The organism is Nioella sp. MMSF_3534, assembly GCF_030732985.1.
GTDB lineage: Bacteria > Pseudomonadota > Alphaproteobacteria > Rhodobacterales > Rhodobacteraceae > Nioella.
Window position 1 is genome coordinate 37,331 of the sequence record NZ_JASHJX010000006.1, and the last position, 23,279, is coordinate 60,609.

At 64.8% G+C, this 23,279-nt stretch carries 22 protein-coding genes; 12 read left to right on the top strand and 10 right to left on the bottom strand.

Annotation, left to right across the window (positions count from 1 at the left end):
- Positions 1-44 precede the first annotated feature (44 nt).
- The 3 genes from RBB16_RS04005 to RBB16_RS04015 form a co-directional block, all read right to left on the bottom strand.
- Complete coding sequence (locus tag RBB16_RS04005) at positions 45-1,556, bottom strand: tripartite tricarboxylate transporter permease (RefSeq protein ID WP_306044923.1); 1,512 nt, start codon at positions 1,554-1,556, stop codon at positions 45-47.
- A gap of 12 nt (positions 1,557-1,568) precedes the next feature.
- A complete protein-coding gene (locus RBB16_RS04010; RefSeq protein ID WP_071690537.1) occupies positions 1,569-2,060 on the bottom strand; it encodes a tripartite tricarboxylate transporter TctB family protein in 492 nt (163 codons plus the stop codon).
- A 157-nt stretch (positions 2,061-2,217) separates the two neighbouring features.
- A complete protein-coding gene (locus RBB16_RS04015; protein ID WP_306044924.1) occupies positions 2,218-3,201 on the bottom strand; it encodes a tripartite tricarboxylate transporter substrate binding protein in 984 nt (327 codons plus the stop codon).
- Positions 3,202-3,308: 107 nt separating this feature from the next.
- On the opposite strand from RBB16_RS04015, the gene RBB16_RS04020 reads away from it, so the two are divergent.
- Genes RBB16_RS04020 through RBB16_RS04030 form a run of 3 tightly spaced genes read left to right on the top strand, consistent with a single transcriptional unit; the run spans position 3,309 to position 6,351 of the window.
- Positions 3,309-3,974 (top strand): response regulator transcription factor, encoded by a 666-nt coding sequence (locus RBB16_RS04020; RefSeq protein WP_071690535.1) that lies wholly within the window; start codon positions 3,309-3,311, stop codon positions 3,972-3,974.
- Entirely contained in the window at positions 3,974-5,353 is a 1,380-nt protein-coding gene (locus RBB16_RS04025; RefSeq protein ID WP_306044925.1) for a sensor histidine kinase, read from the top strand. Before RBB16_RS04020 ends, RBB16_RS04025 begins: the two co-directional genes overlap by 1 nt.
- Positions 5,323-6,351, top strand: coding sequence for an ABC transporter substrate-binding protein (locus tag RBB16_RS04030; protein WP_306044926.1), 1,029 nt, complete (start codon positions 5,323-5,325; stop codon positions 6,349-6,351). The genes RBB16_RS04025 and RBB16_RS04030 overlap by 31 nt, the downstream gene beginning before the upstream one ends.
- Positions 6,352-6,357: 6 nt before the next feature.
- Here RBB16_RS04030 and RBB16_RS04035 read toward each other — a convergent pair whose 3' ends face one another.
- The 4 genes from RBB16_RS04035 to RBB16_RS04050 form a co-directional block, all read right to left on the bottom strand.
- Positions 6,358-8,190 carry a hypothetical protein gene (locus tag RBB16_RS04035; protein WP_306044927.1) on the bottom strand — a complete coding sequence of 611 codons (1,833 nt, stop codon included), beginning with the start codon at positions 8,188-8,190 and terminating at the stop codon, positions 6,358-6,360.
- A gap of 80 nt (positions 8,191-8,270) precedes the next feature.
- Complete coding sequence (gene thpR, locus RBB16_RS04040) at positions 8,271-8,813, bottom strand: RNA 2',3'-cyclic phosphodiesterase (protein ID WP_306044928.1); 543 nt, start codon at positions 8,811-8,813, stop codon at positions 8,271-8,273.
- A gap of 191 nt (positions 8,814-9,004) precedes the next feature.
- On the bottom strand, positions 9,005-10,210 hold the full coding sequence (locus RBB16_RS04045; RefSeq protein ID WP_306044929.1) for a M24 family metallopeptidase: 1,206 nt from the start codon (positions 10,208-10,210) through the stop codon (positions 9,005-9,007).
- Between the two features lie 138 nt (positions 10,211-10,348).
- Positions 10,349-11,287: a LysR substrate-binding domain-containing protein gene (locus RBB16_RS04050; RefSeq protein WP_306044930.1), complete on the bottom strand. Its 939-nt coding sequence runs from the start codon at positions 11,285-11,287 to the stop codon at positions 10,349-10,351.
- 94 nt (positions 11,288-11,381) lie between these two features.
- On the opposite strand from RBB16_RS04050, the gene RBB16_RS04055 reads away from it, so the two are divergent.
- The 6 genes from RBB16_RS04055 (at position 11,382) to rpe (ending at position 18,023) form a co-directional block, all read left to right on the top strand.
- Positions 11,382-12,362: a sterol desaturase family protein gene (locus RBB16_RS04055; protein WP_306044931.1), complete on the top strand. Its 981-nt coding sequence runs from the start codon at positions 11,382-11,384 to the stop codon at positions 12,360-12,362.
- Between the two features lie 39 nt (positions 12,363-12,401).
- A complete protein-coding gene (locus RBB16_RS04060) occupies positions 12,402-13,346 on the top strand; it encodes an ABC transporter permease (protein WP_306044933.1) in 945 nt (314 codons plus the stop codon).
- Positions 13,343-14,167: an ABC transporter permease gene (locus RBB16_RS04065; RefSeq protein ID WP_306044934.1), complete on the top strand. Its 825-nt coding sequence runs from the start codon at positions 13,343-13,345 to the stop codon at positions 14,165-14,167. Before RBB16_RS04060 ends, RBB16_RS04065 begins: the two co-directional genes overlap by 4 nt.
- The gene (locus RBB16_RS04070; RefSeq protein ID WP_306044935.1) at positions 14,164-15,741 is read left to right on the top strand and encodes an ABC transporter ATP-binding protein; all 1,578 of its coding nucleotides are present in this window, start codon (positions 14,164-14,166) and stop codon (positions 15,739-15,741) included. The genes RBB16_RS04065 and RBB16_RS04070 overlap by 4 nt, the downstream gene beginning before the upstream one ends.
- 4 nt (positions 15,742-15,745) lie before the next feature.
- Positions 15,746-17,191 (top strand): aldehyde dehydrogenase family protein, encoded by a 1,446-nt coding sequence (locus RBB16_RS04075; protein ID WP_306044936.1) that lies wholly within the window; start codon positions 15,746-15,748, stop codon positions 17,189-17,191.
- A gap of 142 nt (positions 17,192-17,333) precedes the next feature.
- On the top strand, positions 17,334-18,023 hold the full coding sequence (gene rpe / locus RBB16_RS04080; RefSeq protein WP_306044937.1) for a ribulose-phosphate 3-epimerase: 690 nt from the start codon (positions 17,334-17,336) through the stop codon (positions 18,021-18,023).
- A gap of 5 nt (positions 18,024-18,028) precedes the next feature.
- Here rpe and RBB16_RS04085 read toward each other — a convergent pair whose 3' ends face one another.
- Together RBB16_RS04085 and RBB16_RS04090 are read right to left on the bottom strand one after the other, a co-directional pair.
- Positions 18,029-18,481, bottom strand: a complete 453-nt coding sequence (locus RBB16_RS04085; RefSeq protein WP_306044938.1) for a globin domain-containing protein — start codon at positions 18,479-18,481, stop codon at positions 18,029-18,031.
- 48 nt (positions 18,482-18,529) lie between these two features.
- Positions 18,530-19,786, bottom strand: coding sequence for a urate hydroxylase PuuD (locus RBB16_RS04090; RefSeq protein ID WP_306044939.1), 1,257 nt, complete (start codon positions 19,784-19,786; stop codon positions 18,530-18,532).
- Between the two features lie 110 nt (positions 19,787-19,896).
- On the opposite strand from RBB16_RS04090, the gene RBB16_RS04095 reads away from it, so the two are divergent.
- Positions 19,897-20,799 carry a LysR family transcriptional regulator gene (locus tag RBB16_RS04095; protein ID WP_306044940.1) on the top strand — a complete coding sequence of 301 codons (903 nt, stop codon included), beginning with the start codon at positions 19,897-19,899 and terminating at the stop codon, positions 20,797-20,799.
- Between the two features lie 60 nt (positions 20,800-20,859).
- On the opposite strand, the gene uraH is transcribed toward RBB16_RS04095, so the two are convergent.
- A complete protein-coding gene (gene uraH / locus RBB16_RS04100; protein WP_306044941.1) occupies positions 20,860-21,216 on the bottom strand; it encodes a hydroxyisourate hydrolase in 357 nt (118 codons plus the stop codon).
- Between the two features lie 150 nt (positions 21,217-21,366).
- Here uraH and puuE point away from each other — a divergent pair, with 150 nt between their 5' ends.
- Positions 21,367-22,779, top strand: coding sequence for an allantoinase PuuE (puuE, locus tag RBB16_RS04105; protein WP_306044942.1), 1,413 nt, complete (start codon positions 21,367-21,369; stop codon positions 22,777-22,779).
- On the top strand, positions 22,776-23,264 hold the full coding sequence (locus tag RBB16_RS04110) for an ureidoglycolate lyase (protein ID WP_306044943.1): 489 nt from the start codon (positions 22,776-22,778) through the stop codon (positions 23,262-23,264). The genes puuE and RBB16_RS04110 overlap by 4 nt, the downstream gene beginning before the upstream one ends.
- The last annotated feature ends 15 nt before the right edge of the window (positions 23,265-23,279 follow it).

A 23,279-nucleotide genomic window follows, 5' to 3' on the forward strand; every position in this document is an offset into this window, starting at 1 on the left:
GACGAGGGCCGCCCCCGGATCGATGCCGAAGGCAGCGAAACCGCTCAGTCGTCCGCGACCCCCTCGGCCCGCAGCCGTGCGCGCCGGGCCCGGTAGCTCGGCACAACGACCAGCAGCGCGGCGATGACCAGCAGTGCCAGGGTCATCGGGCGTTCCAGGATGAAGCCGAACCCGCGATAAAGCTGCATGGCCCGTGCGAAATTGTCTTCCAGCATCGTCCCTAGGATGAAGCCGATCAGCAGCGGCGCCAGCGGGTAATCCGCAAACCGCAGGATCGTCGCGACCACCCCGAAGCCCACCAGCAACAGCAGTTCGGTCGAGTTGTTCTGGCCGATATAGGACCCCATCAGGGTGAAGAACAGGATGAACGGGATCAGGTAGTTGCGCGGAATCGCGAGGATCTTCGCGATATAGGGAATAAGCGGCAGGTTCAGCACCAGAAGCACGAGGTTGCCGATATACATCGAGATGATGACCGCCCAGAACACCTCCGGCGTGTCGGTCATCAGCCGTGGCCCCGGCGTGACGTTCAGGGCGATGAGCGCACCAAGCAGGATCGCCGTGGTGCCCGAGCCCGGAATGCCAAGCGTCAGAAGCGGCACGAACGACCCGGTACAGGCGGCATTGTTCGCGGTTTCCGGGGCCGCAAGCCCCTTGACCGAGCCCTTGCCGAATTCCGCCTGTTCCTCGCCCTTGGCGATGTTGCGCTCCACCGCGTAGCCCAGGAACGAGGCGATGGTCGCCCCCGCCCCCGGCAGCACGCCGATGAAGAAGCCCTGCAGCGACTGCCGCCCGATCACGGGGGTAATCGCCTTCGCCTCGGAGCGGCTGATCCGCAGGCCGGTGATCTTGCCGCTTTCCCCCTGTGCCGCGCGGGCCGGGTTCATCACCAGGAACAGTGCCTCGGGCAGGGCGAACATCGCCATGGCCAGCGTGATGAAGGAAAAGCCCGATTGCAGCTCCATCACCCCGAAGGTGAAGCGCGGCATGTTGGACAGGGCGCCCTCGCCCACTGTGCCCATGATCAGGCCGAGGATCGTCATCATCAGCGCCTTGCCCACCTGGCCGGTGCCCGCAAAGGCGGCGATGGCCGACAGGCCCACCACCATCAACGCGAAATATTCCGCCGAATGGAACAGCAGGGCCACGCTGGACAGGGCCGGCGCGAAGATCATCAACAGGATCGCGCCGATGGTGCCGCCCGCGAAGCTGGCGATGGCGGCGATGGTCAGCGCCTTGCCCGCCATGCCCTTCCGGGCCATGGGATAGCCGTCGAAACTGGTCGCAACCGTGCCCGCGACCCCCGGCGCGTTCAGCAGGATCGACGAGGTGGAGCCGCCGAAGATGGCCCCGTAATAGACCCCGGACAGCAGGATCAGGGCCGCCGTCGGATCGCCCAGGCCGATGGCCACGGGGATCATGATCGCGATGATCGACATCGGCCCGAGACCGGGCAACATGCCGATCAGCGTGCCGATGACGCACCCGAACACCACCATCATCAGGTTCACCGGGGTGACGGCGGCGCTCAGACCGAGCAGAAGACCTTCAAGCATCGTGCTGTCTCCTTACAGGAAGCTGGGCAGCGGGCTCAGGTAGATGCCAAGCACCTCCTGCACCAGATACCAGATCGACCCCGCGGCAATGGCCGCGACGGGGATCATGATGTGAAACTTGCGTTCCCCGAGGATCGTCCCTCCGAGAACAAGGAACCCGATTGTGGCCCCCAGAAACCCGAGCGACCGCAGGGTCATCGCATAGGCGACCATCAGCGCCAGCAGGGCGATGGCCTGCCCGACGTGATAGTCCCCGATGCGGCTCAGATCGATCACCCCGTCCTTGGCCTCTTCGCCGTCCTTCGGCGCGGGTTTGGGGGAAAGAAGGACGAACAGGCCGACGATGACGCCCGCGATTGCAAGGATCTTGGGGAAGGTCGAAGGCCAGATCGGGTTGCGCTGAAGGATCGGCGGCAACAGGTGATCCATGGTGAAGAAGGCGGCATAGCCATAGACGCAGCAGATCGCCACGAATGCCAGCGCGATCCAGCGATCAAGCGCCATGTGTCATTCCTCCGTTTTCGATTGAGGCGGGCGGGGTGGGGCCAGAGCGGCGCGGTGCGCGGAAGGGCGGCCGCCCGAATCTCGGTCCGGATCGCGGTCCGGGGCGTATTCCCCCGGTCAGCCTCTGGCCGACCGGGGGCGTGGTTCAGGGCAGGGCTTAGAGGAAGCCGAGATCCCGCATCAGGTCGCCGATCTGGGTTTCCTGCGCTTCAAGGAAGGCTTCGAACTCGTCACCGGGACGGAAGATGTTGACCAGACCCATGCGCGCGCGCACGGCTTCCCATTCCGGAGTGTCCATCATGGTGGCCAGCAGGTTCTGATAGGCGGAGACGGTCTCTTCGGGCATGCCCGGAGCCGCGAAGAAGCCGCGCCAGTTGACGAACTGGGCGTCGATGCCCTGCTCGGCGAAGGTCGGTGCGGCGTCATAGGCGGCCACACGCTCGGGCGCGGTCACGCCGAGGATGCGCACTTCGCCCTGTTCGGCCAGTGCCACCGCTTCCGAGAAGCCGGTGGACAGCGCGTCGATCTCGCCCGACAGAAGCCCGGCCATGGCCTCGCCACCGGCGTCATAGCCGATATAGTTGAAGGCGGTCGGGTCTTCGCCCGCAGCCTGCATCACGATGGCCGCCACCAGGTGGTCCATGCCGCCCGGTACCGAACCGCCGCCAATGGCGAAGTCCATCGGGCTTTCACGATAGTTTGCCAGGGCCTCGTCCATCGAGCTCAGCGGGCTGTCGGCGGAAACGACAAGCGCGGCGTAGTCGCCAACGGTGCCGGCAACCAGCGTCAGGTCGCGGAAGCTCTGTGCGATTTCACCGGTCAGGGCGCGGATCACGATGGGGGTGGAATTCACCATCAGCGTGCCCTGGCTCGACTCTGCGTTCTCGATCAGGTGGGCAATGGCCACGCCACCGCCGCCGCCGGACATGTTCTCGAAGCTGGCCGTGCCGACGAGACCCGAGTTCACCAGCGCCTCGCCGGTGCCGCGCGCGGTGCCGTCCCAGCCACCGCCGGCGCCACCGGGGATCAGGAAGTGGATGCTGTCCATCTGCTGGTGACCATCGGCCAGTGCAGGGGTGCCGAGGCTCATCGCGGCAACCGCCGCAGCCGCAAAGGCCCGACGGGTCAGGTTCATTTTCATCATTGTCTCCTCCCAGTTTGACAAAGAGGGGCGAGTGCCCATGACTGAAGGAAAGCACCCAAACCTGACATTCACCTGTCACGCGCAGAGAAAGGCCCGCCCCGCCGATGAGGTTCCTTCTTGTAGAAGATAACCAGCAACTCGCCGCCGCCGTGCTGGACCGGCTGGCGCTGGATGGCCATGTCGTGGATCACGCAGGCGATCTGGGCATGGCCGAGGACTACATCTCCGCCACCGATTACGACTTGATTTTGTTGGATATCATGCTGCCCGACGGCGATGGCCGCGACTTTCTGAACGCGCAGCGCGCTCGGGGAAAGGACACGCCCGTGATCGTCCTGACCGCCCGATCCGAGGTGTCGGACAGGGTTGGCGCGCTCGACATGGGGGCCGATGACTACATCCCCAAGCCCTTCGATTTCGCGGAACTGGAGGCCCGCTGCCGCGCCGTTCTGCGTCGCCGGACCGGCACCGCGACCAACGTGAAACGATTCGGCAATGTCGCCTTCAACGCGCTTGAGGGCACGCTGACGAATGGCGACCGGGTCATTCCCCTGCGCAATCGAGAACTGCGCCTGCTGGAGGTCTTCTTCGGCGCACCGGGCCAGATCATCCCCAAACCCAAGCTGGTGGACCGGCTGTTTTCCTATGACGAGGACGTGTCCGAGAACGCCATCGAGGTCTATGTGGGCCGCCTGCGCAAGAAGCTGGAGGGCAGCGACGTGTCCATCGTCACCGTGCGCGGGCTCGGCTACCGGCTGGCGGTGCCCTGATGTGGCCCTTTCGCGCCCCCGGCTCGATCCGTCTTCGGCTGACGCTGCAACTGCTGACCGGCGCGGCGGTAATGGCGCTGGTTCTGTTCCTGATCGTCTACAGTTTCGCCCGCCAGATCGGCGCGGAATCGCAGGACCGGATCCTGTCCGCCTCGGCCACCTCGATTCTCGATGCCACCACCGTCCAGTCGGGCAATATCAGCGTCGACATCCCCTATTCCGCCTTCACCATGCTGGACAACTCCGTCGACGACCGGGTGTTCTATCGCATCACCCAGGACGGTGCCGGGCTGACCGGCTATGACGACCTGCCAAGCGCCCGGCAGGATCAGGGCACCGGTCCGGCCTTCGATACCGTCACCTATCGCGGAGAAGAATTGCGCATCGCCACGCTGACCCGCCGCGTCTCGGTCGGGGGCACACCCACAAGGATCGACGTGACGGTTGGCCAGACCCGCGACGCGCAGGCCGACGTTCTGGCCCGCATCCTCAGGATGACCGTTCTGCTCGGCTTCGGCTTCTTCGCCGCCTCTGCCCTGCTGGCGGTACTGGCCGGGCGCAGCACTGCCGCCTCGCTGTCGCGGCTGGCCGAATCGGTATCGCGTCGCGGACCGCAGGATCTGCGCCCGGTTGTGGCAGAGGTGCCAAGCGAGATGCGCCCGCTGGTGGCCTCGCTCAACAGCCTCATCGCCCGGCTTTCCGCCGCCCTGACCCGGACCGAGGATTTCATCGCCGAGGCCGCGCATCGCGTCCGCACCCCGCTCGCCACCGTCCGCGCCCATGGCGAAAACACGCTGCGCCGCGTCAGCAAGGAAGAAAACCGCGTGTCCCTGCGCGAAATGATCCGCGCCATTGATGAGAGCAGCCGCGCGGCAGGGCAGCTTCTGGACCACGCCATGGTGTCCCTGCGCGCCGACCAGCTGGAACTGTCGCCCGTCGCCCTGCGCCCGCTGGTGGCCGACCTCGTGGACCGGCTGCGCCCGGTGGCGGAGCTCAAGGATATGGACCTGCGTTTCGAGGCCAGCGAAGAGCAGGAGGTGATGGGCGACACGATCCTGATCCAGAACGCCGTTCGCAACCTTCTGGACAACGCCATCAAATACGCCCCCCCCGAGACCCCCATCGACGTGGCCCTCACCCGAGACGAAGCAAACGCCACCCTGACCATCCGCGACCGGGGCATCGGCTTTCCCGCGACCGGGGCCGATGCCCTGACAGGCCGCTTCGCGCGGGGCGAAAACGCCACCGGCGTCATCGGCTCGGGCCTTGGCCTGACCATCGCCGATGAGGTCGCCCGCGCCCATGGCGGCACCCTGACCATCGCCAATACCGAAGGAGGCCCCGGCGCATGCGTGCGTTTATCTCTTCCCTTGCGCTGATCCTGTCAGCCCTGCCTGCCCTCGCCTTCGAAATCGAAGAGAACATGCAGTTCCCCGCGGCAAACCAGACGGCTGAATTGCGGGTGATCTCCACCGCCGATGCGGATCTCTTCGCCCCCTTCATCACCGCCTTCCAGGCCCTGAACCCCGGCATCGCGGTGGATTACTTCGTGGTCAGCTCGTCCGAGATCATGGTCGCCCTGCAAGACGAGGGCGAACGCTTCGACCTTGCCATTTCCTCGGCCATGGACCTGCAGATCAAGCTCGCCAATGACGGGCTGGCCCTGCCCTACCGCTCCGGTGCCACGGGCAGCCTGCCGGAATGGGCAATCTGGCGCGACCGGGTCTTCGCCTTCACACAGGAACCGGCGACCATGGTGCTCTCGCGCGCCGATTTCGCGGATATCGACCTGCCCCGCACACGGCAAGAGCTGATCACCGCCCTGCGTGACCACCCCGACCGGTTCCGCGAACGCATCGGCACCTATGACGTGCGCGAAAGCGGACTTGGGTATCTTTTTGCCACCCAGGACGGACGCACGTCGGAAACCTTCTGGCGTCTGGCGCAGGTGATGGGGGGCTTGCAAACGCAGCTCTACCGGGGCTCGTCGGACATGATCGAAGACGTCGCCTCTGGCCGCATCGCGGTGGCCTACAATGTGCTCGGCAGCTACGCGCAGGTGCGCGAAGACCTGCATGACCGCATCCACATTATCGCGCCCGAGGATTTCACCACCGTTATGATGCGCACGGTTCTGGTCCCCGCCAATGCCGAAGCGCCGGAGGAGGCCGGGCGCTTCATCGACCACCTGATCGAAACCGCCTGGACAGAAGGCGGCGGGCGCTTCGCCTTCCCCGGCATCACCCCTGCGCGCCTCTCCGAAAACGCCAGCCTGCGGCCCATCCAGCTTGGCCCCGGCCTTCTGGTCTATCTCGACCGGCTGAAACGGCGGCAGTTCATCGAGGAATGGGAAGCGGCGATGGTGCAGCCCGAGTAATCACCTCTAGCCCGCAGGCGGCTGCCAGCAGATGCAGTTGCGTCGCCAGTGTTCCTGCAGCCGGTCACGGGCTAGCACCAGATCCTCTTCGGCAAGCTGGTAACGGGCGACCAAGATGCGGAAATAGGCCTCCATTTCCATCCAGCCCAGGGCCTCACGCATCTCGGCGCGCAGGTCGAAGAGCGTTTCCAGGTCCATCAGCGCTTCGCCGACGCGAATTGTCTCTCGGATGGCGGTAAAGATGGCGGCCGGGCCCATCACCTCGCCTGCGGTTTCTGGGCCGACGGTGTAGTTCAGTGCGACACGGATGATGCCAACCAAAGACCTCTGCGCCCGGAAAACCGACGAATCCACGCCCACCTCGGTCAGATAGGCCATCAGCGTCGGATCGAGTGGTTCCCCCTCAGTCATGCGCGTGGCATCGAACCAGTTCATCCCGCGCTCATATCTTAGCCGCCAGTTGTATGCCCCTGATTCCGCGCTCAGATGACGAAGTTCCCACAGGTCTAGGTTTCGCCTGACAATCGTCAACTGATCTTCGATCCGGGCAATGGCGGCCTCGCGCTCGGGCTGCGAACACCGGGTCATGCCGCGAAAATCATCAATCCCGCCAATTGCTTCATGAAGGCCCCCGGTCATATCCGAATTGGCCGCGAGATAGAGGTCGAGCCCCCGCATCTCGGCCACCTCGTCTAGATGCGCCACCAACGTCGCGGTCCGGGGATCAGGCTGCAAATCGTCAATATCGCCGGGATGAAACTCCGGGTCCGGCCCGAAATCGGGTGAACTGGGATATTGCGGGTCGTCCGTCAGGCGTTGACCCGTCATCCCCTCGATGGGCAAGGTCAGAGCAAAGAGCCGGTCCCGGATCTCGGCGTAGAGCGTTGCATGGGTCAGCTCTTCGGTCAGCGCGGCATTGCAGCGGGCGAATTGCAGCGATGTGCGCTCGCTCGCGGCCTCTTGCCATGTGCCCTCATGCCAGGCCTCGACATGAATCGTCAGATCGGCCCATTGTTCCAGCGTCGTGTGATCCGGCAACGGTTCTTCGAACTCATAGGTCACAGAGGCCTGCCCGCCCATCACCGGCACCACGCAGGAGGCCAGCGTGCAGCCCTCGGGCCCGACGATCCGCACCTCCGCACCACGGGTCGAGAAGCGAAGCGAGTCGACCTCCGCTTGGGTCGACGCCGTCACCGTGGCGCGCATCAGCTCGGCATGACGGGCGCGGAACCCGTCCGGCAGCGGCAGGGCCAGCGGCTGACCGGTCGGCGTCCCGGCAGAAGCAACGCTGAGCGTAACCCCCGGCAGCGCTTCGACATCATCCCCCAACAACCGGATGCGGGTGATCTCAGCCGCCCGTGCAAGGCGGGGGGTCGGGTCCGCCCCGATCTCGATATGCAAGGCCAGCAAGGCCAGTTCTTGTGTCAGGGACGCAAAGCCGCCGAAGGCCGTGATTTCGGGCAGGAGCGGCGTTTCAGTCCCCGGCGGGGCCGACATCAGCGCCGCCGCGGCCTCCTCAAACAGCGGGCAGTGATAGCTGAAAAACGCAGCTGCCCCTGCAAAGGCCCTTTCTATCTCCGGCCTGGTCTGCGGCTGACCGAACCCCTGCCCGTCATCACAGAGGGGTGAGAGATATATGAACGGGTCAACCAATCCGCCGGGATAGGTGCCGCTGTCCGGGACCTCGGGCAGCACCGTGCGCTCCGGCATGTCGAATTCGGGCTGGAAATTGAATTCGGGGACAGGAGCCAGCTGAATGGTTGGTGGCAAGGGCATAAGGTCCTGCGACCAGGCGGTCGTCGCCAGAAGCTGCGATAAAACGAAAACAAATCTTTTCATGGATCGGCCTGAAAATAGTGTTCTATGGGGGCGACTATACATGCCCACGCCTTGATCGCGAAATGTCGCGCACCACCCGGTCAGACCAGCGGATAAACCGCCAATGCCTCATACCGTGCGCCCTGATCGGTGAGGGTCGACCCCTGAAGCGAGAAGCTGGTGGCGCGCTCTGGTGGCACCTCCACCACCGGCGGCGCTGCGAGGAAGCTTTGCAGCGCCGCCGCCTCGCCCTCCGACATATGCCGCCCGAAGCGCACCAGCGTCACATGCGGTCTGAACGCGCGCCGTTCGGGCTGCATACCCACCCGGCGGGCCTGTCGTTCGACCGCTGCCTGTAGCGCCACCAGCTCCGGCACCGGCTCCACCAGTGCCGCCAGCATCCGCGCCTTGCCCGGCCCGAACCAGTCGATCCCCGCAAAGCGCAACTCGGGCGCGGGCAGCCGCAGGGGCTCCAGCGCCATATGCAACTCCTCCAGCCGCTCCTCGGGCTGGTCATCCAGAAACGAGAGCGTCACATGCAGGTTCTCCCAAGGCACCACCCGCCCGGCCTTGAGGCCCCCCACCATCCGTAAAAGCGGATCGCGGCAGGTGTCGGGAAGGTCGAGGCTGAGGAAGCTGCGCATCGTGTGAGATCGTTCTCCGGGCTGCGGTCAGTGGCCACTCTCCCCCCGACAAGGGGGAGAGACAAGGCCCTTGAGGGGCCTTCCACCGCAACAAACCCGGGCACAAGGCCCGGCTTCGCAAATGCCATTCCGTCTGTACGGGGGGTGTACAGGGGGTGTACGCCCGGTGTACGGGGGGCACCCCCCTTTTTTTAGCCCACGACGTTAAAGCCGGGGCCGTAGGGGTAGCCGGTGATATTCTCGGCCCCATCCTCGGTGATGATCAGGATATCATGTTCCCGATATCCGCCCGCGCCGGGCTGGCCTTCGGGGATAGTGATCATCGGCTCCATGGAAATCACCATGCCCGGTTCCAGCACCGTGTCGATGTCTTCGCGCAGCTCCAGCCCCGCCTCACGACCGTAGTAATGCGAGAGGACGCCGAAGCTGTGGCCATAGCCGAAACTGCGGTATTGCAGCAGGTTCCGCTCCGCGAAGAAGTCATTGATTTTATGGGTAACATCAGAACAGGACACGCCCGGTTTCAGCAGGCTCATGCCATATTCATGGGCGCCCACATTGGCCTCCCAATAGGCCAGAGAGGCGTCGTCCACCTCCTCGACAAACATGGTGCGTTCCAGCGCCGTGTAGTAGCCCGAGATCATCGGGAAGGTGTTGAGGCTGAGGATATCGCCCCGCTGCAGCACCCGGCCCGTGACAGGGTTATGCGCGCCGTCGGTGTTGATCCCGGACTGGAACCAGACCCAGGTGTCGCGGTACTCGGCATCGGGGTAGCGGCGGGCGATTTCCAGCTCCATAGCGTCGCGCCCCGCCATGGCCACGTCAATCTCTCTAACGCCTTGTTTTACGGCGTCTTTAATGGCGTATCCGCCCACGTCGGCAACGGCGGCACCAGCCCGGATCAGCTCAATCTCGGCCGCAGACTTGCGCATCCGCTGCTGCATGGTGTGGCCCGCGAGATCGACCTCGGAGGACGGGTTCAGGAAGGACCGCATCTTGCCCTGTTGCAGCAATGTCAGGTGGTCGGCCTCGCACCCGATAACCTTTCCTTCACCTGTCACATGTAGGATCGCCCGCCAGAAGTTATCGCGCTTCCAGTCGGTATAGGTGATGTTGTCGGTCGCGCCCCGCCGCCAGGGCTGACCGGCATCAATCCCGGCGCTGATGGTCACGGCCTCGGACGCGGTTACAACCAGCGCATAGGGCCGCCCGAAGGCGCAATAGAGAAAGCCCGAGTAATAGGCGATGTTGTGCATCGACGTCATGACGGCAGCATCGACGCCATGGGCGTCCATGATCGCGCGCAGGCCCATCAGGCGGGCGTCATATTCGGCTTGGGTGAACTGAAGGGCAGGTTTGTCGCCATTGTGCAGGCGGTAGAATTCGGGACGGTCCATGGGAAATTCCTTCATATGACCAAGGCCCCGGCGTACAGGGCGGTCGCGGGGAGGGCCCGCAGGCAAGCGGCCATGCCGCCGGGGCGACGCCATCGCCCCTGCCTGATCCGCGCTATAGCGTGATTCAGCCCGCGCCCGCTAGCCTTTTTGCGACACGATCAACTCGCGCGCTTTCGGCCCCTCTGCCCAGGCCAGCAGCAGGTCTTGCACCACCGCCACCGCCCGCTTGGGCCGCCCCTCTGCCCGGCCCAGAAGCAGCCGGATCGGAGGCAGGTCACCCGAAAGCGGCACCGCGGACAGGCCGTCGCCCGCATAGGACCGGTCCGTTCGCGGCCGCATGTTCAGAACAGCGAGCCCCGCCCCCGCGCCCACCATGCTGCGCACCATCTCGGTCGTGTTGGCGCGCGCGGCGATCCGGGGCGCAAGGCCCCGGTCGCGGAACAGGGCCGTCACATAGGGCTCCGCCACCGGCCGGTCGAGCAGCACCAGCGGATAGGCCGCCATATCGGCCAGTGTTGCGCCCCCGCGCGTGATCGGATGACCGAGCGGGGCCAGAGCGTATGGCGGCAGGTCCAGCAGCTTGCGCGTCACGATCCCGGCCCGGACAGGCGCGGCGGCAAAGAGGATCAGGTCGAGCCGCCCGGCCAGCAGCGCCGCCTGCGCCTCGTCTGCGGAACAATCGGTCAATGTGACCTCCAACCCCGGATTCGCCCGTTGCAGCGGAATCAGCAGACCAGGCAGGAAGGCGGGCGCAACCGGTGCGTAATATCCGATCCGCAAGTGGCCCGAGAGCGTCGCCGCCCCGGCGCGCGCATCCTCAAGCACGCTGTCGCAATCCTCCAGCAACGCCCGGAACCGCACCGCAAGCTCCCGGCCCTCCCCGGTCGGCGCAATCCCCTTGGCCCGTGTCCGCACAAGCAGCGCCGCGCCCACCTCGGCCTCGACCTGATCCACCGCCGCCGCCACGGCAGAGGCCGCGATGTTCAATTGCCGCGCCGCGCCCGCGATTGAGCCTGCCTCGACCGTTGCGGCAAAGGCCGCCATCGCGCGCAGGGAGAGGCGGGGGGAGGAGGGCATATCATCTCCGAATCAGGGTTTCATGAGCTGATAATACTAATTTTCCGGTGTTTGACCGCATGGCAGGTTAGGCCCGCGAAACAGGAGACCCATCATGCAGGACAATGCCGACCGCATCCCCGGCTGGAACCATGTTCCAGACGTGCCCATCCAGGTCTCGCCTTTCTTCAGCTGGCCGCCCGACCCCGTCCGCATGGCCCGCTGGCTCGCCGCGCGCTGGCTTGGCATCGCGGAAAACGTTCTGGTGCTGGCACTGGCCACGATCAGCTGGCTCTGGTTTCAGCCGCCGCTGGAGGTCACGGCAACGCTCGCGCCCGGCTGGATCTTCGGCCTGTGGCTGAGGAACATGGCGCTGATGATCCTCGTGGCCGGGTCGCTTCACTGGTTCTTCTACATGCGCAAGGCACAGGGCGAGCGGCTGAAATTCGACCCGCGCGACCTGATGGTGAAGGGCCGCCAGTTCACCTTCGGCGGGCAGGTGCGCGACAACATGTTCTGGAGCCTTGGCAGCGGCGTCGGCTTCTGGACGGCCTATGAGGTGCTGATGTTCTGGGCCATGGGCAACGGCTATGCGCCGATCCTGTCCCCTGCCGAGCATCCGGTGATCTTTGTGCTGTGGTTCCTGCTGACTCCGGTGTGGATTTCCTTCCATTTCTACTGGGTGCACCGGGCGCTGCACTGGGGGCCGCTCTACCGGATCGCCCACGCATTGCATCACCGCAATGTCAATGTGGGGCCATGGTCGGGCCTGTCGATGCACCCGGTCGAACACCTGATCTTCTTCAGCTCGATCCTCATTCACCTGATTGTGCCAGCGCATCCACTGCACATCCTCTTTCACATGCAGCATCAAGCGCTGACCGCAGCGACCTCCCACACCGGCTATGAAAGCCTGCTGGTGGAGGACAGGAAACGCCTCGCGCTTGGCACCTTCCACCACCAGATGCACCACCGCTATTTCGAGGTGAACTACGGCAATCTGGAAATGCCCTGGGACAAGTGGTTCGGCACCTTCCATGACGGCACCAAAACCGCGCATGAGCGGCTGAAATCCCGCCGTGGAAGGCGCGCTTAACCCCTTTCCAACCGCTGCCGTTTCTCTAAGGTGGCGACCATGCTGCGCTATATCCTTGGCCGCCTTCTCTCGCTGTCTCTCAGCCTGATCGTCGCGAGCCTCGTCATCTTCACGGTGATCGAGGTCATCCCCGGCGACCCGGCGGCGTTCATGCTCGGGCTCAACGCGGATGAGGCGACGGTGCAGGCGCTGCGCGCCGATCTGGGGCTCGATGGCTCCAAGGCCGAGCGCTACCTCGCGTGGATCGCAGGCATGATTCAGGGTGATTTCGGCACCTCCTACACCTACCGCGTTCCGGTGGCGGAGCTTGTGGCGGACCGGCTGTGGGTGTCCTTGCCGCTGGCCGTTCTGTCCCTGATCCTGTCCACGGTCATCGCCTTCCCGGTCGGGCTGCTGGCGGCGGCGAACCGGGGGCGGGCGGCGGATTACGGGATCATGGGCGGCACGCAGCTTGGCATCGCGATTCCCAACTTCTGGTTCGGGATGCTACTGGTGCTGGTCTTCGCCGTGAACCTGCGCTGGTTCAGCGCGGGCGGTTTTCCGGGGTGGGAGGAGCCTTTGCTGGCCCTCAAGTCGTTGCTGTTGCCCTCGGTCGCCCTGGCCTTGCCGCAGGCGGCGATCCTCGCCCGTGTCATGCGGTCTGCCCTCATTGAGACACTGGCGCAGGATTACATGCGCACCGCGCGGGCCAAGGGGCTTTCCCGCCGTCAGGCGCTTTTACGCCACGCGCTTCGCAATGCGCTCATTCCGGTGCTGACAATCATCGGGCTGCAATTCTCCTTCCTGCTGGCGGGTGCGATCATCATCGAAAACGTGTTTTTCCTGCCCGGCCTCGGGCGGCTGATTTTCCAGGGCATCACGCAGCGCGATCTGGTGGTGGTGGAATCCGTCACCATGTTGCTGGTCTTTGCGGTGATCGTCGTCACCTTCCTCGTTGACATCGCCTATGCGATTGCCGACCCCCGCCTGAGGCGCCGCGCATGAGCCGCCTGCCCGTCCCCCTGATCCTCGGCGCGGTGCTGTCGTCGGTGTTTCTCGCCATGGCACTGCTGTCCTTCGTCTGGACGCCCCATGACGTGGAGCAACTGGTGATCTCGCAGCGGCTGCAACCGGCCTCCGCTGAATTCCTGCTCGGCACCGATCAGTTTGGGCGCGACTTGCTGTCGATGCTCATGGTGGGCGCGCGGGTGTCTTTGGCCGTCGCATTGGTCGCCGTCGGTATCGGCGTGATCATCGGCGTGCCCCTCGGCCTTGCCGCTGCCGCCACGCGGGGCAGCCTGCTGGATGAGGTCATTATGCGCGGCAACGACCTGATCTTCGCCTTCCCCAGCCTCGTCATCGCGATCCTGATCACCGCCGTTTTCGGCCCCTCTGCCTTCAACGCGATCCTCGCCATCGGCATCTTCAACATCCCTGTCTTCGCGCGTGTCGCGCGGGGTGGGGCGCTCAGCCTCTGGACGCTCGACTACATCCTCGCCGCCCGCGTGGCGGGCAAGGGCAAGGCGCGGATCAGCGCAGAACATATCCTGCCCAATATCGCCAACCTGCTGATCGTGCAGGCGACAATCCAGTTTTCCCTTGGCATCCTCGCGGAAGCCGCCCTGTCCTATGTGGGCCTCTCCGTGCAGCCCCCCACCCCAAGCTGGGGCCGAATGCTGTCGGACGCGCAAACGATGATCTACACCCACCCGATGCTGGCGGTGCTGCCGGGGCTGGCCATCGTGCTGATGGTGTTGGGGCTCAACCTCATGGGCGACGGGCTGCGCGACATGCTGGACCCAAGGTTGCGGAGGGTCCGTCAATGATCGAAGTGGACCGCCTGTCGCTCGACATTCACGGCACGCCCATCCTGCGCGACGTGTCCTTCGCCATGGAACCGGGGAAGACCTTCGGGCTGGTAGGCGAAAGCGGGTCGGGCAAGTCGATGACGGCACTGGCGCTGATGCAGCTTTTGCCGGACGGGTCACGCACCAGCGGGCGAGCCAGCCTTGACGGGATCGACCTGCTGGACCGGCCAGAGGCCGAGATGTGCACCCTGCGCGGCAATCAGCTTGGCATGATCTTTCAGGAGCCGATGACGGCGCTCAACCCCGTGCGCACCATCGGCGATCAGGTGGCCGAGACCCTGCGCATCCACGGGGCGGCCAGCCGTTCCGATGCCCTCGATGTCGCCCGGCAAAAACTCGACCGCGTGGGCCTGCCGCAGATCGCGCTGGACCGCTACCCGCATGAGTTGTCGGGTGGCCAGAGGCAACGTGTCTGCATCGCCACCGCCATCGCGCTCCGCCCCCGGCTGCTGATCGCCGATGAACCCACCACCGCGCTTGACGTCACCACGCAGGCGCAGATCCTCGACCTCCTGCGCGGGTTGGTCGACGAAGAAGACATGGCGCTCCTTCTCATCACCCACGACCTTGCCGTCGTGGCAGACATGGCCGACCATGTGGCGGTGATGAAAACCGGAGAGATCGTCGAACAGGGCGCGACCCGCGACGTGCTGAGCCAGCAGCGCCACGCCTATACGCGCGCGCTTTTCGAGGCCTCGCATCACCGACCGGGGCGCACCCCCCGCCCCGCCGGCGCCCCCCTGCTGACCGGACAGGCCATCGACCGCCACTACCCCGGCCCGCGGATCGGCCTTTTGCGCCGGGGTGATGCCATCCACGCGGTGAACGATGTCAGCCTGACGCTGAAGGAGGGCGAGAGCCTCGGGCTGGTGGGCGAATCCGGCTGTGGGAAATCCACGCTTACTCGCGCCATTCTCGGCCTTGACCCCATTCAGGGCGGCGAGATCCGGGCCCTTGGCAACGCCATTTCCCCCGCCATGCCCCACGCCATGCGCGCGGGTATCCAGGTCGTGTTCCAGGACCCGTATGGCAGCTTCAACCCCCGCTGGACGGTGGAGCATCTGGTGGCCGAGCCCTACCACCTGCTGCCCGCAAAACCTTCTCGCGCTGAACAGAAGGCCGAGGTCGCCAAGGCACTGGAAGCCGTGGGGCTGCAAGCCGCCGACATGGACAAATACCCGCACGAGTTTTCCGGCGGCCAGCGTCAGCGCATCGCCATTGCGCGGGCGCTGATCACCCATCCGAAGATCCTTGTTCTCGACGAGGCCGTGTCGGCCCTCGATGTCCGCGTCCGCGCCCAGATCCTCGACCTGCTGGCCGATCTTCAGGACCGCATGGGGCTGAGCTATCTGTTCATTTCCCACGACCTGACCGTCGTGCGTGCGATCACCGACCGGGTGATGGTGATGCAGGCCGGGCAGATCGTGGAGGAAGGCCCGACAGACACCGTCTTCGCCACCCCCGAACATCCCTACACGCAGGCCCTTCTGGCCGCCGCGCCGCGCCTGCCCGACTATGCACGAAAGGACTGATCCCATGCAGCTCTGGTTCGACCCCGCAGAAGTGTTCATCGGGGGCCGCTGGTTCCTGCCCGCCAGCGGCGAGACGCTGCCGCTGGAAAACCCCTCGACCGGCGAAGAAATCGGCCGCATCGCGCGGGGCAATGCGGTAGATATCGACAACGCGGTCAGCGCCGCGGAGGAGGTACTGGCAGGCGAATGGGGCGCGCTGACCGCCGCCGAGCGGGGGCGCATCCTGATGCGGCTGTCGTGGCTCATCACCCAGAAAGTGGACGCACTGGCTGAGATCGAGGCAACCGACGTGGGCAAGCCGCTGGCGCAGGCCAAGAACGACGCGATCGCGCTGGCCCGCTACATGGAATTCTACGGGGGCGCGGCTGACAAGCTGATGGGCGAGACGATCCCGTTCCAGAACGGCTTTACCGTCTACACCTTACGCGAACCGCATGGGGTGACGGGGCATATCGTGCCGTGGAACTACCCGATGCAGATCATTGGCCGGTCCGTGGGCGCGGCTTTGGCCATGGGCAATGCCTGCGTGCTGAAACCGGCGGAAGAGGCCTGCCTGTCGGCGCTGGCCTTCGCGGACCTCGCCCGACAGGCGGGGCTGCCCGATGGCGCTTTGAACGTGGTGCCGGGATTGGGCGAAGAAGCAGGCGCGGCCCTGACCGCGCATAAGGGCGTCAAGCACCTGTCCTTCACCGGGTCGGTTGGCGTCGGCAAGCTGGTGCAGGCAGCGGCGGCGCAGAACATCGTGCCCGTGACGCTGGAACTTGGCGGCAAGTCCCCGCAGGTGGTGTTCGAGGATGCGGATCTTGAAAAAGCGCTGCCCTTCCTTGTGAACGCAGGCATCCAGAACGCGGGCCAGACCTGCTCGGCCTCGTCGCGGATCCTGGTGCATGAGAGCCTTTATGACGAGCTTTGCACCCATATGGCGGCGGCCTATGACGGGCTGAAGGTGGGGCCTGCGTTGGATGATCTGAATGTGGGCCCGCTGATTTCGGCACGCCAGAAGGAGATCGTCGAAAGCTTCCTCGCGATGACGGACGAAAACCACATTCTCAGCCGGGGACGGATTGTCGAGGACGCGCCGGCGGGCGGGCACTATGTTGCCCCCACCCTGATCTCTGGCGTAGGGCCGGATCACAGCCTGTCGCAGGACGAGATCTTCGGGCCTGTTCAGGTGATCATCCCCTTCCGCGACGAGGATCACGCGGTCGAGATTGCCAATGGCACGGAATACGGGCTGGTCGCCTCGGTCTGGTCAAAGGATGGCGGGCGCTGCATGCGGATGGCGAAGAAGCTGCGCGCGGGGCAGGTTTTCATCAACAATTACGGGGCGGCGGGAGGCGTGGAACTTCCCTTCGGCGGGGTGGGCCATTCCGGCCATGGGCGCGAAAAGGGGTTCGAGGCCCTTTACGGCTTCTCCGTGCTCAAGACCGTCGCGGCCCATCACGGCTAGGCGCGGGGACGGGCTTTGCAAAGCCCGTGACAAGCGGTTTCGAAACCGCTTCCAACGGCTTTTCGAAAAGCCGTCCCCCGCCCTTGATCAAACCGCGTGCGGACGTTAACCCCGCGCCAACCAATGCAAGAGGACGCCGCCCATGCCCTTCGACCGCTCCATCAAGATCGCCCCGTCGATCCTGTCTGCCGATTTCGCCAATTTTGGCCAGGAGATCCGTGCCATCGAGGACCAGGGCGCCGATTGGGTCCATGTGGACGTGATGGACGGGCATTTCGTGCCCAACCTCACCTTCGGCCCGCCTGCGGTTAAGGCCTTCCGCCCGCATGTCAAAACCTTCATGGACGTGCACCTGATGATCGCGCCGGTCGACCCCTATGTCGAGGCCTATGCCGAGGCGGGCGCCGACATGATCACCGCCCATGTCGAGGCGGGGCCGCATATCCACCGCACCCTTCAGGCGATCAAGGCCACGGGCAAGATGGCAGGCGTCAGCCTGAACCCCGGCACGCCGCTGGACAGCATCGAACATGTGCTCGACCTTGTGGACATGGTCTTGATCATGACGGTGAACCCCGGCTTTGGCGGGCAGAAATTCATCCATTCGGGCGTCGAGAAAACCCGCCGGCTGCGGCAGATGATCGGCGACCGGCCGATCCATATCCAGATCGACGGCGGCGTGACCACCGAAACCGCCCCCCTTGTGGCGGCGGCGGGGGCCGATGTGCTGGTGGCGGGATCGGCTGTCTTCAAGGGCGGCTCGGTTGCGCAACCGCAGGTTTACGGCGAGAACATCCGCGCCATCCGGGCTGCTGCCGAAGCCGCGCGCTGAGCCCCCTATCCGGCGGCGTCGAGCCGATCCTGGGCGGCGACAATCATCGGCAGGAACCGATCGAAGGCTGCCTGCCAGCTGCACTGCATCTCCGATGTAAACGCGTCTCCCAGACAATCGCCGAACGCGCCCAATATGGCCATGGCCATGTGGCACAGCTGGTCTTCGGAGATATGGAACCGGGCATGAGAGCGCGCAAGCCCCTCCGCCAGGCGGATCAGATCCGCATCCGACCCCGTGGCCCGCACCGTGTAGGACAGGGCCTGCATGATCTTGGCCCGTTGCCCGGCCAGATCGGCACTGAACAAATGGCGCGTCTGCGGTTCCAGTTCGAAGAAGCGCTCGTAGACCCGCAGCGCGAGCCGCGCCTTCACAGGAAGCACCAGGGCAAAGCTTTCGCTGATCAGGGCCGCCTGGTCGGGCGGCAGCGGGGCGGAGGGCTGTGCGACATCGGTCATGGCCCCGCCAGACTGGCAGACCCGCCTTTCCAAGCCCTTAACGGGTGATCAGTTCATCGCCAGCCCAAAGGGCACGTCCTCGCCTGCCGCACGATACCAGCGGCGAATGAGGGCGCGTTCCTCTTCCTCCATATAGGACACATTCGCAGGCGGCATCGCATCGGTCACACCGGCCTGCAGGTAGATTTCGCGCGCCGCACGGGCGATGTCGGCAGGTGTTTCCAGCAGGATCCCACGCGGGGCCTGCCGAATACCGGGCCAGGAGGGTTCGCGCGCATGGCACATGGCGCAGCGGCCCGGAATGGTCCAGCTGACATCCTCGAACCCCTCCGCGGCCATCAGCATCTCTTCGCGATGCGTCAGGTCGCGGGCCTCGCTGTCTTCGTAGCTGTCATATTCGCTGCCCGCCGTGGACAGCCACGCGATGCAGATGAACAGGATCACGGTCACCGCCCAGGTCCACCAGGGCATCCCCTTGCGCGCATGCATCGAATTGAAGAAGTGCCGGATCGTGACCCCCATCAGGAAGACAAGCGCCGCGATGATCCAGTTATACTCGGTGGCGAAGGCCAGCGGGTAGTGGTTCGACAGCATCAGGAAGACCACGGGCAGGGTCAGGTAATTGTTATGGGTCGAGCGCAGCTTGGCGATCTTGCCGTATTTCGGGTCGGGCGCACGGCCCGCCTTCAGGTCCGCCACCACGATCCGCTGATTGGGCATGATGATGAAGAAGACATTGGCCGTCATGATCGTGGCCGTGAACGCCCCCAGATGCAGCATCATCGCGCGTCCGGTGAAGATCTGGTTGTAGCCATAGCCCATGATGACAAGCAGCACGAACAGAAGCAGCATCAGCACCGTGGGCTGCTCGCCAAGCGGCGATTTGCACAGGAAGTCATAGACCAGCCACCCGATGGTCAGCGACGCGGCAGAGATCAGGATGCCCTGCCAGGTGCTCAGATCCGCCTTGGCGGGGTCGATAAGGTAGAGCTCTGCCCCCGCCCAATAGACCAGCATCAATAGCGCCGCACCGGAGAGCCAGGTGGAATAGCTTTCCCATTTGAACCAGGTCAGGTGGTCGGGCATCGCCTCGGGCGCCACCAGGTATTTGCGGATATGGTAGAAGCCGCCGCCATGGACCTGCCATTCCTCGCCATCTGCCCCGCGCAGGTCGCCCTCGCGCCGCAGGCCAAGGTCGAGCGCGATGAAATAGAAGCTCGATCCGATCCAGGCGATTGCCGTGATGACATGCAGCCACCGAACGGCGGTCTCCAGCCAGTCCCACATGATCAGGAAATCCTGCATCCCCGTTCCCTTTTTGGTTCTTTCATTCCAGTTTAGACCTATCGCAGCGCATGTTTAGCCGGTATTGCAAGAAATTACCGATCTGTTTCAAATAAAGGCTACGAATTCACATGGCCTATCTGGACAATGTGCGCACCTTTGTGCGGGTGTTCGAACTCGGGTCGATGTCGGCCGCGGCGCGCGATCAGCGTATCTCGGCGGCGGTGGCCTCGTCTCGCATCTCGCAGCTTGAAGAGCACCTGAATGTGCGTCTTTTCCAGCGAACGACGCGGCAGTTGAACCCGACGGAACAAGGGGTGATCTTCTATCGCGGGGCTTGCAAGATCCTCGAAGCGGTGGAGGAAGCCGAGGCCGAGATCAACAAGGTCACGCAGACCCCGCGCGGCACGCTGTATATCGCGGCGCCGCTTGGGGTCGGACGCCGGCTGGTCGCGCCTGCGATGCCGGCCTTCAAGGAAAAATACCCGCTCATCGACATCCGCCTGCGCCTGTCGGACCGGCGGCTCGACGTGGCCAAGGAAGGGCTCGACGTTGCCTTCTTTCTGGGCGTGCCCGAGGACAGCACGCTGCGCATCCGCAAGATCGCCGATTGCCCCAGGGTGCTGTGCGCCTCGCCGGATTATGTCGCGCGAAAGGGCATGCCCCGAAGCGGCGCCGATCTGATCGGGGGGAAACATGACTGCCTCAACCTGCGCTACCCCGGTGCGCCGGAGTTCCAGTGGCCGCTGCAAACGCCCGACGGGATCAGGCGGATTGCCGTGCAAGGGCCCTTCGAATCGGATGACGGGGATGTCCTGACAGGATGGGCTCTGGCCGGACAGGGGATCGTGCTGAAGCCCGTCTTCGAAGTGGCCGAGCAACTGGCTGCCGGAACGCTGGTGCCGGTGCTGGAGAATGAGCCGCCGGTGCCGATCCAGATGGCCTGTCTCTACATGCACCGCAAGCGGCAGGACCCCAAGGCGCGCCTGCTGATCGACTTCATGTCAGATCACATCAGGCGCGAATTGCCGTAAGGGGCGCGGGGAAGGATCTTCGAAGATCCTTTCAATGCCCTTGCAAGGGCATTCCCCCGCCTAGCTGCCCCGGTAGGTGGAATACCCGTAGGGCGAGAGCAGGAGCGGCACGTGGTAATGCGCCTCTGCGTCCGACATGCCGAAGCGGATCGGCACCTGATCGAGGAACAGCGGCTCATCTCCGCCCTGCCCCGATGCTCGCAGATAGTCACCCGCAAAGAACACCAGCTCATAGCTGCCGGTCGCAAAGCTCCCTTGGGGCAGGATCGGGCTGTCGGTGCGGCCATCGTCGTTGGTGACCATCTCGACCAGCAACGCCGGGGCGTCCCCGTCGATCGAGTAAAGCGCAATCTTCAGCCCCGCGGCGGGGCAGCCCCGCGCCGTGTCCAGCACATGTGTCGTCAGATATCCGGCCATCGCCCTCTCCTTGGTCCTTGCGCCTGTTTATGCAGCGTTGCGACGCTCTGCGCACTGCCGCTCCGACAACAGCAGTTTCAAAAATCTCCAGAAAGTCAAAAGGCATTCCCTATTATATGGTAACAAAAACGCGACAAGGACAGACCCCCCGTGACACGCTATATCAGAGACATGCGCGGCCATGGCCCCGACGCGCCCGATCCGAAATGGCCGGGCGGCGCGAAGATCGCCGTGCAGATCGTGCTGAACTACGAAGAGGGCGGCGAGAACTGCATCCTGCATGGCGATGCGGCGTCAGAGGCCTTCCTGTCGGAAATCGTAGGCGCCGCCCAATGGCCGGGTCAGCGTCACTGGAATATGGAATCGATCTATGAATACGGCGCGCGCGCCGGGTTCTGGCGGCTGCATCGGCTGTTCACCTCGATGAGCATTCCGCTCACGGTCTACGGCGTCGCCTCGGCCCTCGCCCGCAGCCCCGAACAGGTGCGTGCCATGCAACTGGCGGGGTGGGAGATTGCCAGCCACGGACTGAAATGGGTCGAACACAAGGACATGCCAGAGGAGGAGGAGCGCGCGCAGATCGCCGAGGCCATCCGCCTGCACACGGAAGTGACGGGCGACCGGCCTCGCGGCTGGTACACCGGGCGCTGTTCGGTGAACACCGTTGCCTTGGCCGCCGAGGCGGGGATGGACTATATCTCCGACACCTATGCCGACGACCTGCCCTATTGGGTGAAGATTGCCGACAAGGATCAGTTGATCATCCCCTACACGCTCGACTGCAACGACATGCGTTTCGCCACGCCGCAGGGGTTCAATTCGGGCGACCAGTTCTTTGCCTACCTGAAAGACAGCTTCGACTCGCTTTATGCCGAAGGCGAGGCCGGACAGGCCAAGATGCTGTCCATCGGGCTGCATTGCCGCCTCATTGGCCGACCGGGCCGGGTGATGGCGTTGAAGCGCTTCCTCGACTATGCCGCCGGGCATGAGGGCGTCTGGTTCGCCCGCCGCATCGACATCGCCGACCATTGGGCGCGGGAACATCCCCCCATGGACAGCCCCCTGCCCTCGCAGATGAGCCGCGAAGACTTCGTCGCGGCCTATGGCGGCATCTTCGAACATTCCCCCTGGATCGCGGAACGGGCCTGGGGGCTGGAGCTTGGCCCCGCCCATGACTGCGCCGCAGGGGTGCACAACGCGCTGGCCCGTGCCTTCCGCAGCGCCAGCCGTGAAGAACGGCTCGGTGTGCTGCGCGCCCACCCCGATCTGGCCGGGAAACTGGCGGCGGCGGGCAGGCTGACGGCGGAATCGACCTCGGAACAGGCGGGCGCGGGGCTCAACATGCTGACCGACGAGGAACGCGAGGCCTTCACCGGGCTGAACACGGCCTATGTGGACAAGCACGGCTTTCCCTTCATCATCGCGGTGCGCGATCATGACAAGGCCAGCATCCGTGCCAATTTCGAACGCCGCATCGACAATGACACCGAGACCGAATTCGCCGAGGCCTGCCGACAGGTCGAGCGCATCGCGGAATTCAGGCTGATGGACCTTCTGCCGTGACTCTGCTGACCCCACGCCCCCTGACGCAGGCCGAATTCGCGCCCTTCGGGGACGTGGTCGAGCTGAAGGACGCGCCCGATAAGATCATCAATCAGGGGATGTGCGGGCGGCACCATGACCTCGCCAGCCTCGATTTCGCCGATGGCCATGCGGGGATCAGCCTATTCGACGCCGAGGCGCGGCACCTGCCCTGCGAGGTTGCCATGGTCGAGCGTCACCCGCTTGGGTCACAGGCTTTCATTCCCATCTCGGGCACCCCATTCCTCGTGATCGTGGCCGAGGATGACGGCGGCACGCCCGTCAACATCCGGGCTTTCGTCACCCATCCCCGCCAGTCCGTGAACCTCCATCGCGGGGTCTGGCACGGGGTACTCTGCCCGCTTGGGGAACGCGGGCTCTACGCCGTGGTCGACCGTATCGGCCCCGGCGACAACCTGGAGGAGCATTGGTTCGATCAACCGCTGAAGGTCGGCCCGATGATCTGAACCCGCCAGCAAGAG

Bases quoted from the DNA above. Each gene is read 5' to 3' on its own strand.
- RBB16_RS04055 (WP_306044931.1), top strand. From the start codon at position 11,382: ATGCAGGACAATGCCGACCGCATCCCCGGCTGGAACCATGTTCCAGAC.
- RBB16_RS04070 (WP_306044935.1), top strand. From the start codon at position 14,164: ATGATCGAAGTGGACCGCCTGTCGCTCGACATTCACGGCACGCCCATC.
- RBB16_RS04015 (WP_306044924.1), bottom strand. From the start codon at position 3,201: ATGAAAATGAACCTGACCCGTCGGGCCTTTGCGGCTGCGGCGGTTGCC.
- RBB16_RS04010 (WP_071690537.1), bottom strand. From the start codon at position 2,060: ATGGCGCTTGATCGCTGGATCGCGCTGGCATTCGTGGCGATCTGCTGC.
- RBB16_RS04030 (WP_306044926.1), top strand. From the start codon at position 5,323: ATGCGTGCGTTTATCTCTTCCCTTGCGCTGATCCTGTCAGCCCTGCCT.
- RBB16_RS04050 (WP_306044930.1), bottom strand. From the start codon at position 11,287: ATGCCCTCCTCCCCCCGCCTCTCCCTGCGCGCGATGGCGGCCTTTGCC.
- RBB16_RS04005 (WP_306044923.1), bottom strand. From the start codon at position 1,556: ATGCTTGAAGGTCTTCTGCTCGGTCTGAGCGCCGCCGTCACCCCGGTG.
- RBB16_RS04075 (WP_306044936.1), top strand. From the start codon at position 15,746: ATGCAGCTCTGGTTCGACCCCGCAGAAGTGTTCATCGGGGGCCGCTGG.
- RBB16_RS04045 (WP_306044929.1), bottom strand. From the start codon at position 10,210: ATGGACCGTCCCGAATTCTACCGCCTGCACAATGGCGACAAACCTGCC.
- rpe (WP_306044937.1), top strand. From the start codon at position 17,334: ATGCCCTTCGACCGCTCCATCAAGATCGCCCCGTCGATCCTGTCTGCC.
- RBB16_RS04085 (WP_306044938.1), bottom strand. From the start codon at position 18,481: ATGACCGATGTCGCACAGCCCTCCGCCCCGCTGCCGCCCGACCAGGCG.
- thpR (WP_306044928.1), bottom strand. From the start codon at position 8,813: ATGCGCAGCTTCCTCAGCCTCGACCTTCCCGACACCTGCCGCGATCCG.
- RBB16_RS04095 (WP_306044940.1), top strand. From the start codon at position 19,897: ATGGCCTATCTGGACAATGTGCGCACCTTTGTGCGGGTGTTCGAACTC.
- RBB16_RS04090 (WP_306044939.1), bottom strand. From the start codon at position 19,786: ATGCAGGATTTCCTGATCATGTGGGACTGGCTGGAGACCGCCGTTCGG.
- RBB16_RS04065 (WP_306044934.1), top strand. From the start codon at position 13,343: ATGAGCCGCCTGCCCGTCCCCCTGATCCTCGGCGCGGTGCTGTCGTCG.
- uraH (WP_306044941.1), bottom strand. From the start codon at position 21,216: ATGGCCGGATATCTGACGACACATGTGCTGGACACGGCGCGGGGCTGC.
- RBB16_RS04020 (WP_071690535.1), top strand. From the start codon at position 3,309: ATGAGGTTCCTTCTTGTAGAAGATAACCAGCAACTCGCCGCCGCCGTG.
- RBB16_RS04060 (WP_306044933.1), top strand. From the start codon at position 12,402: ATGCTGCGCTATATCCTTGGCCGCCTTCTCTCGCTGTCTCTCAGCCTG.
- RBB16_RS04025 (WP_306044925.1), top strand. From the start codon at position 3,974: ATGTGGCCCTTTCGCGCCCCCGGCTCGATCCGTCTTCGGCTGACGCTG.
- RBB16_RS04035 (WP_306044927.1), bottom strand. From the start codon at position 8,190: ATGAAAAGATTTGTTTTCGTTTTATCGCAGCTTCTGGCGACGACCGCC.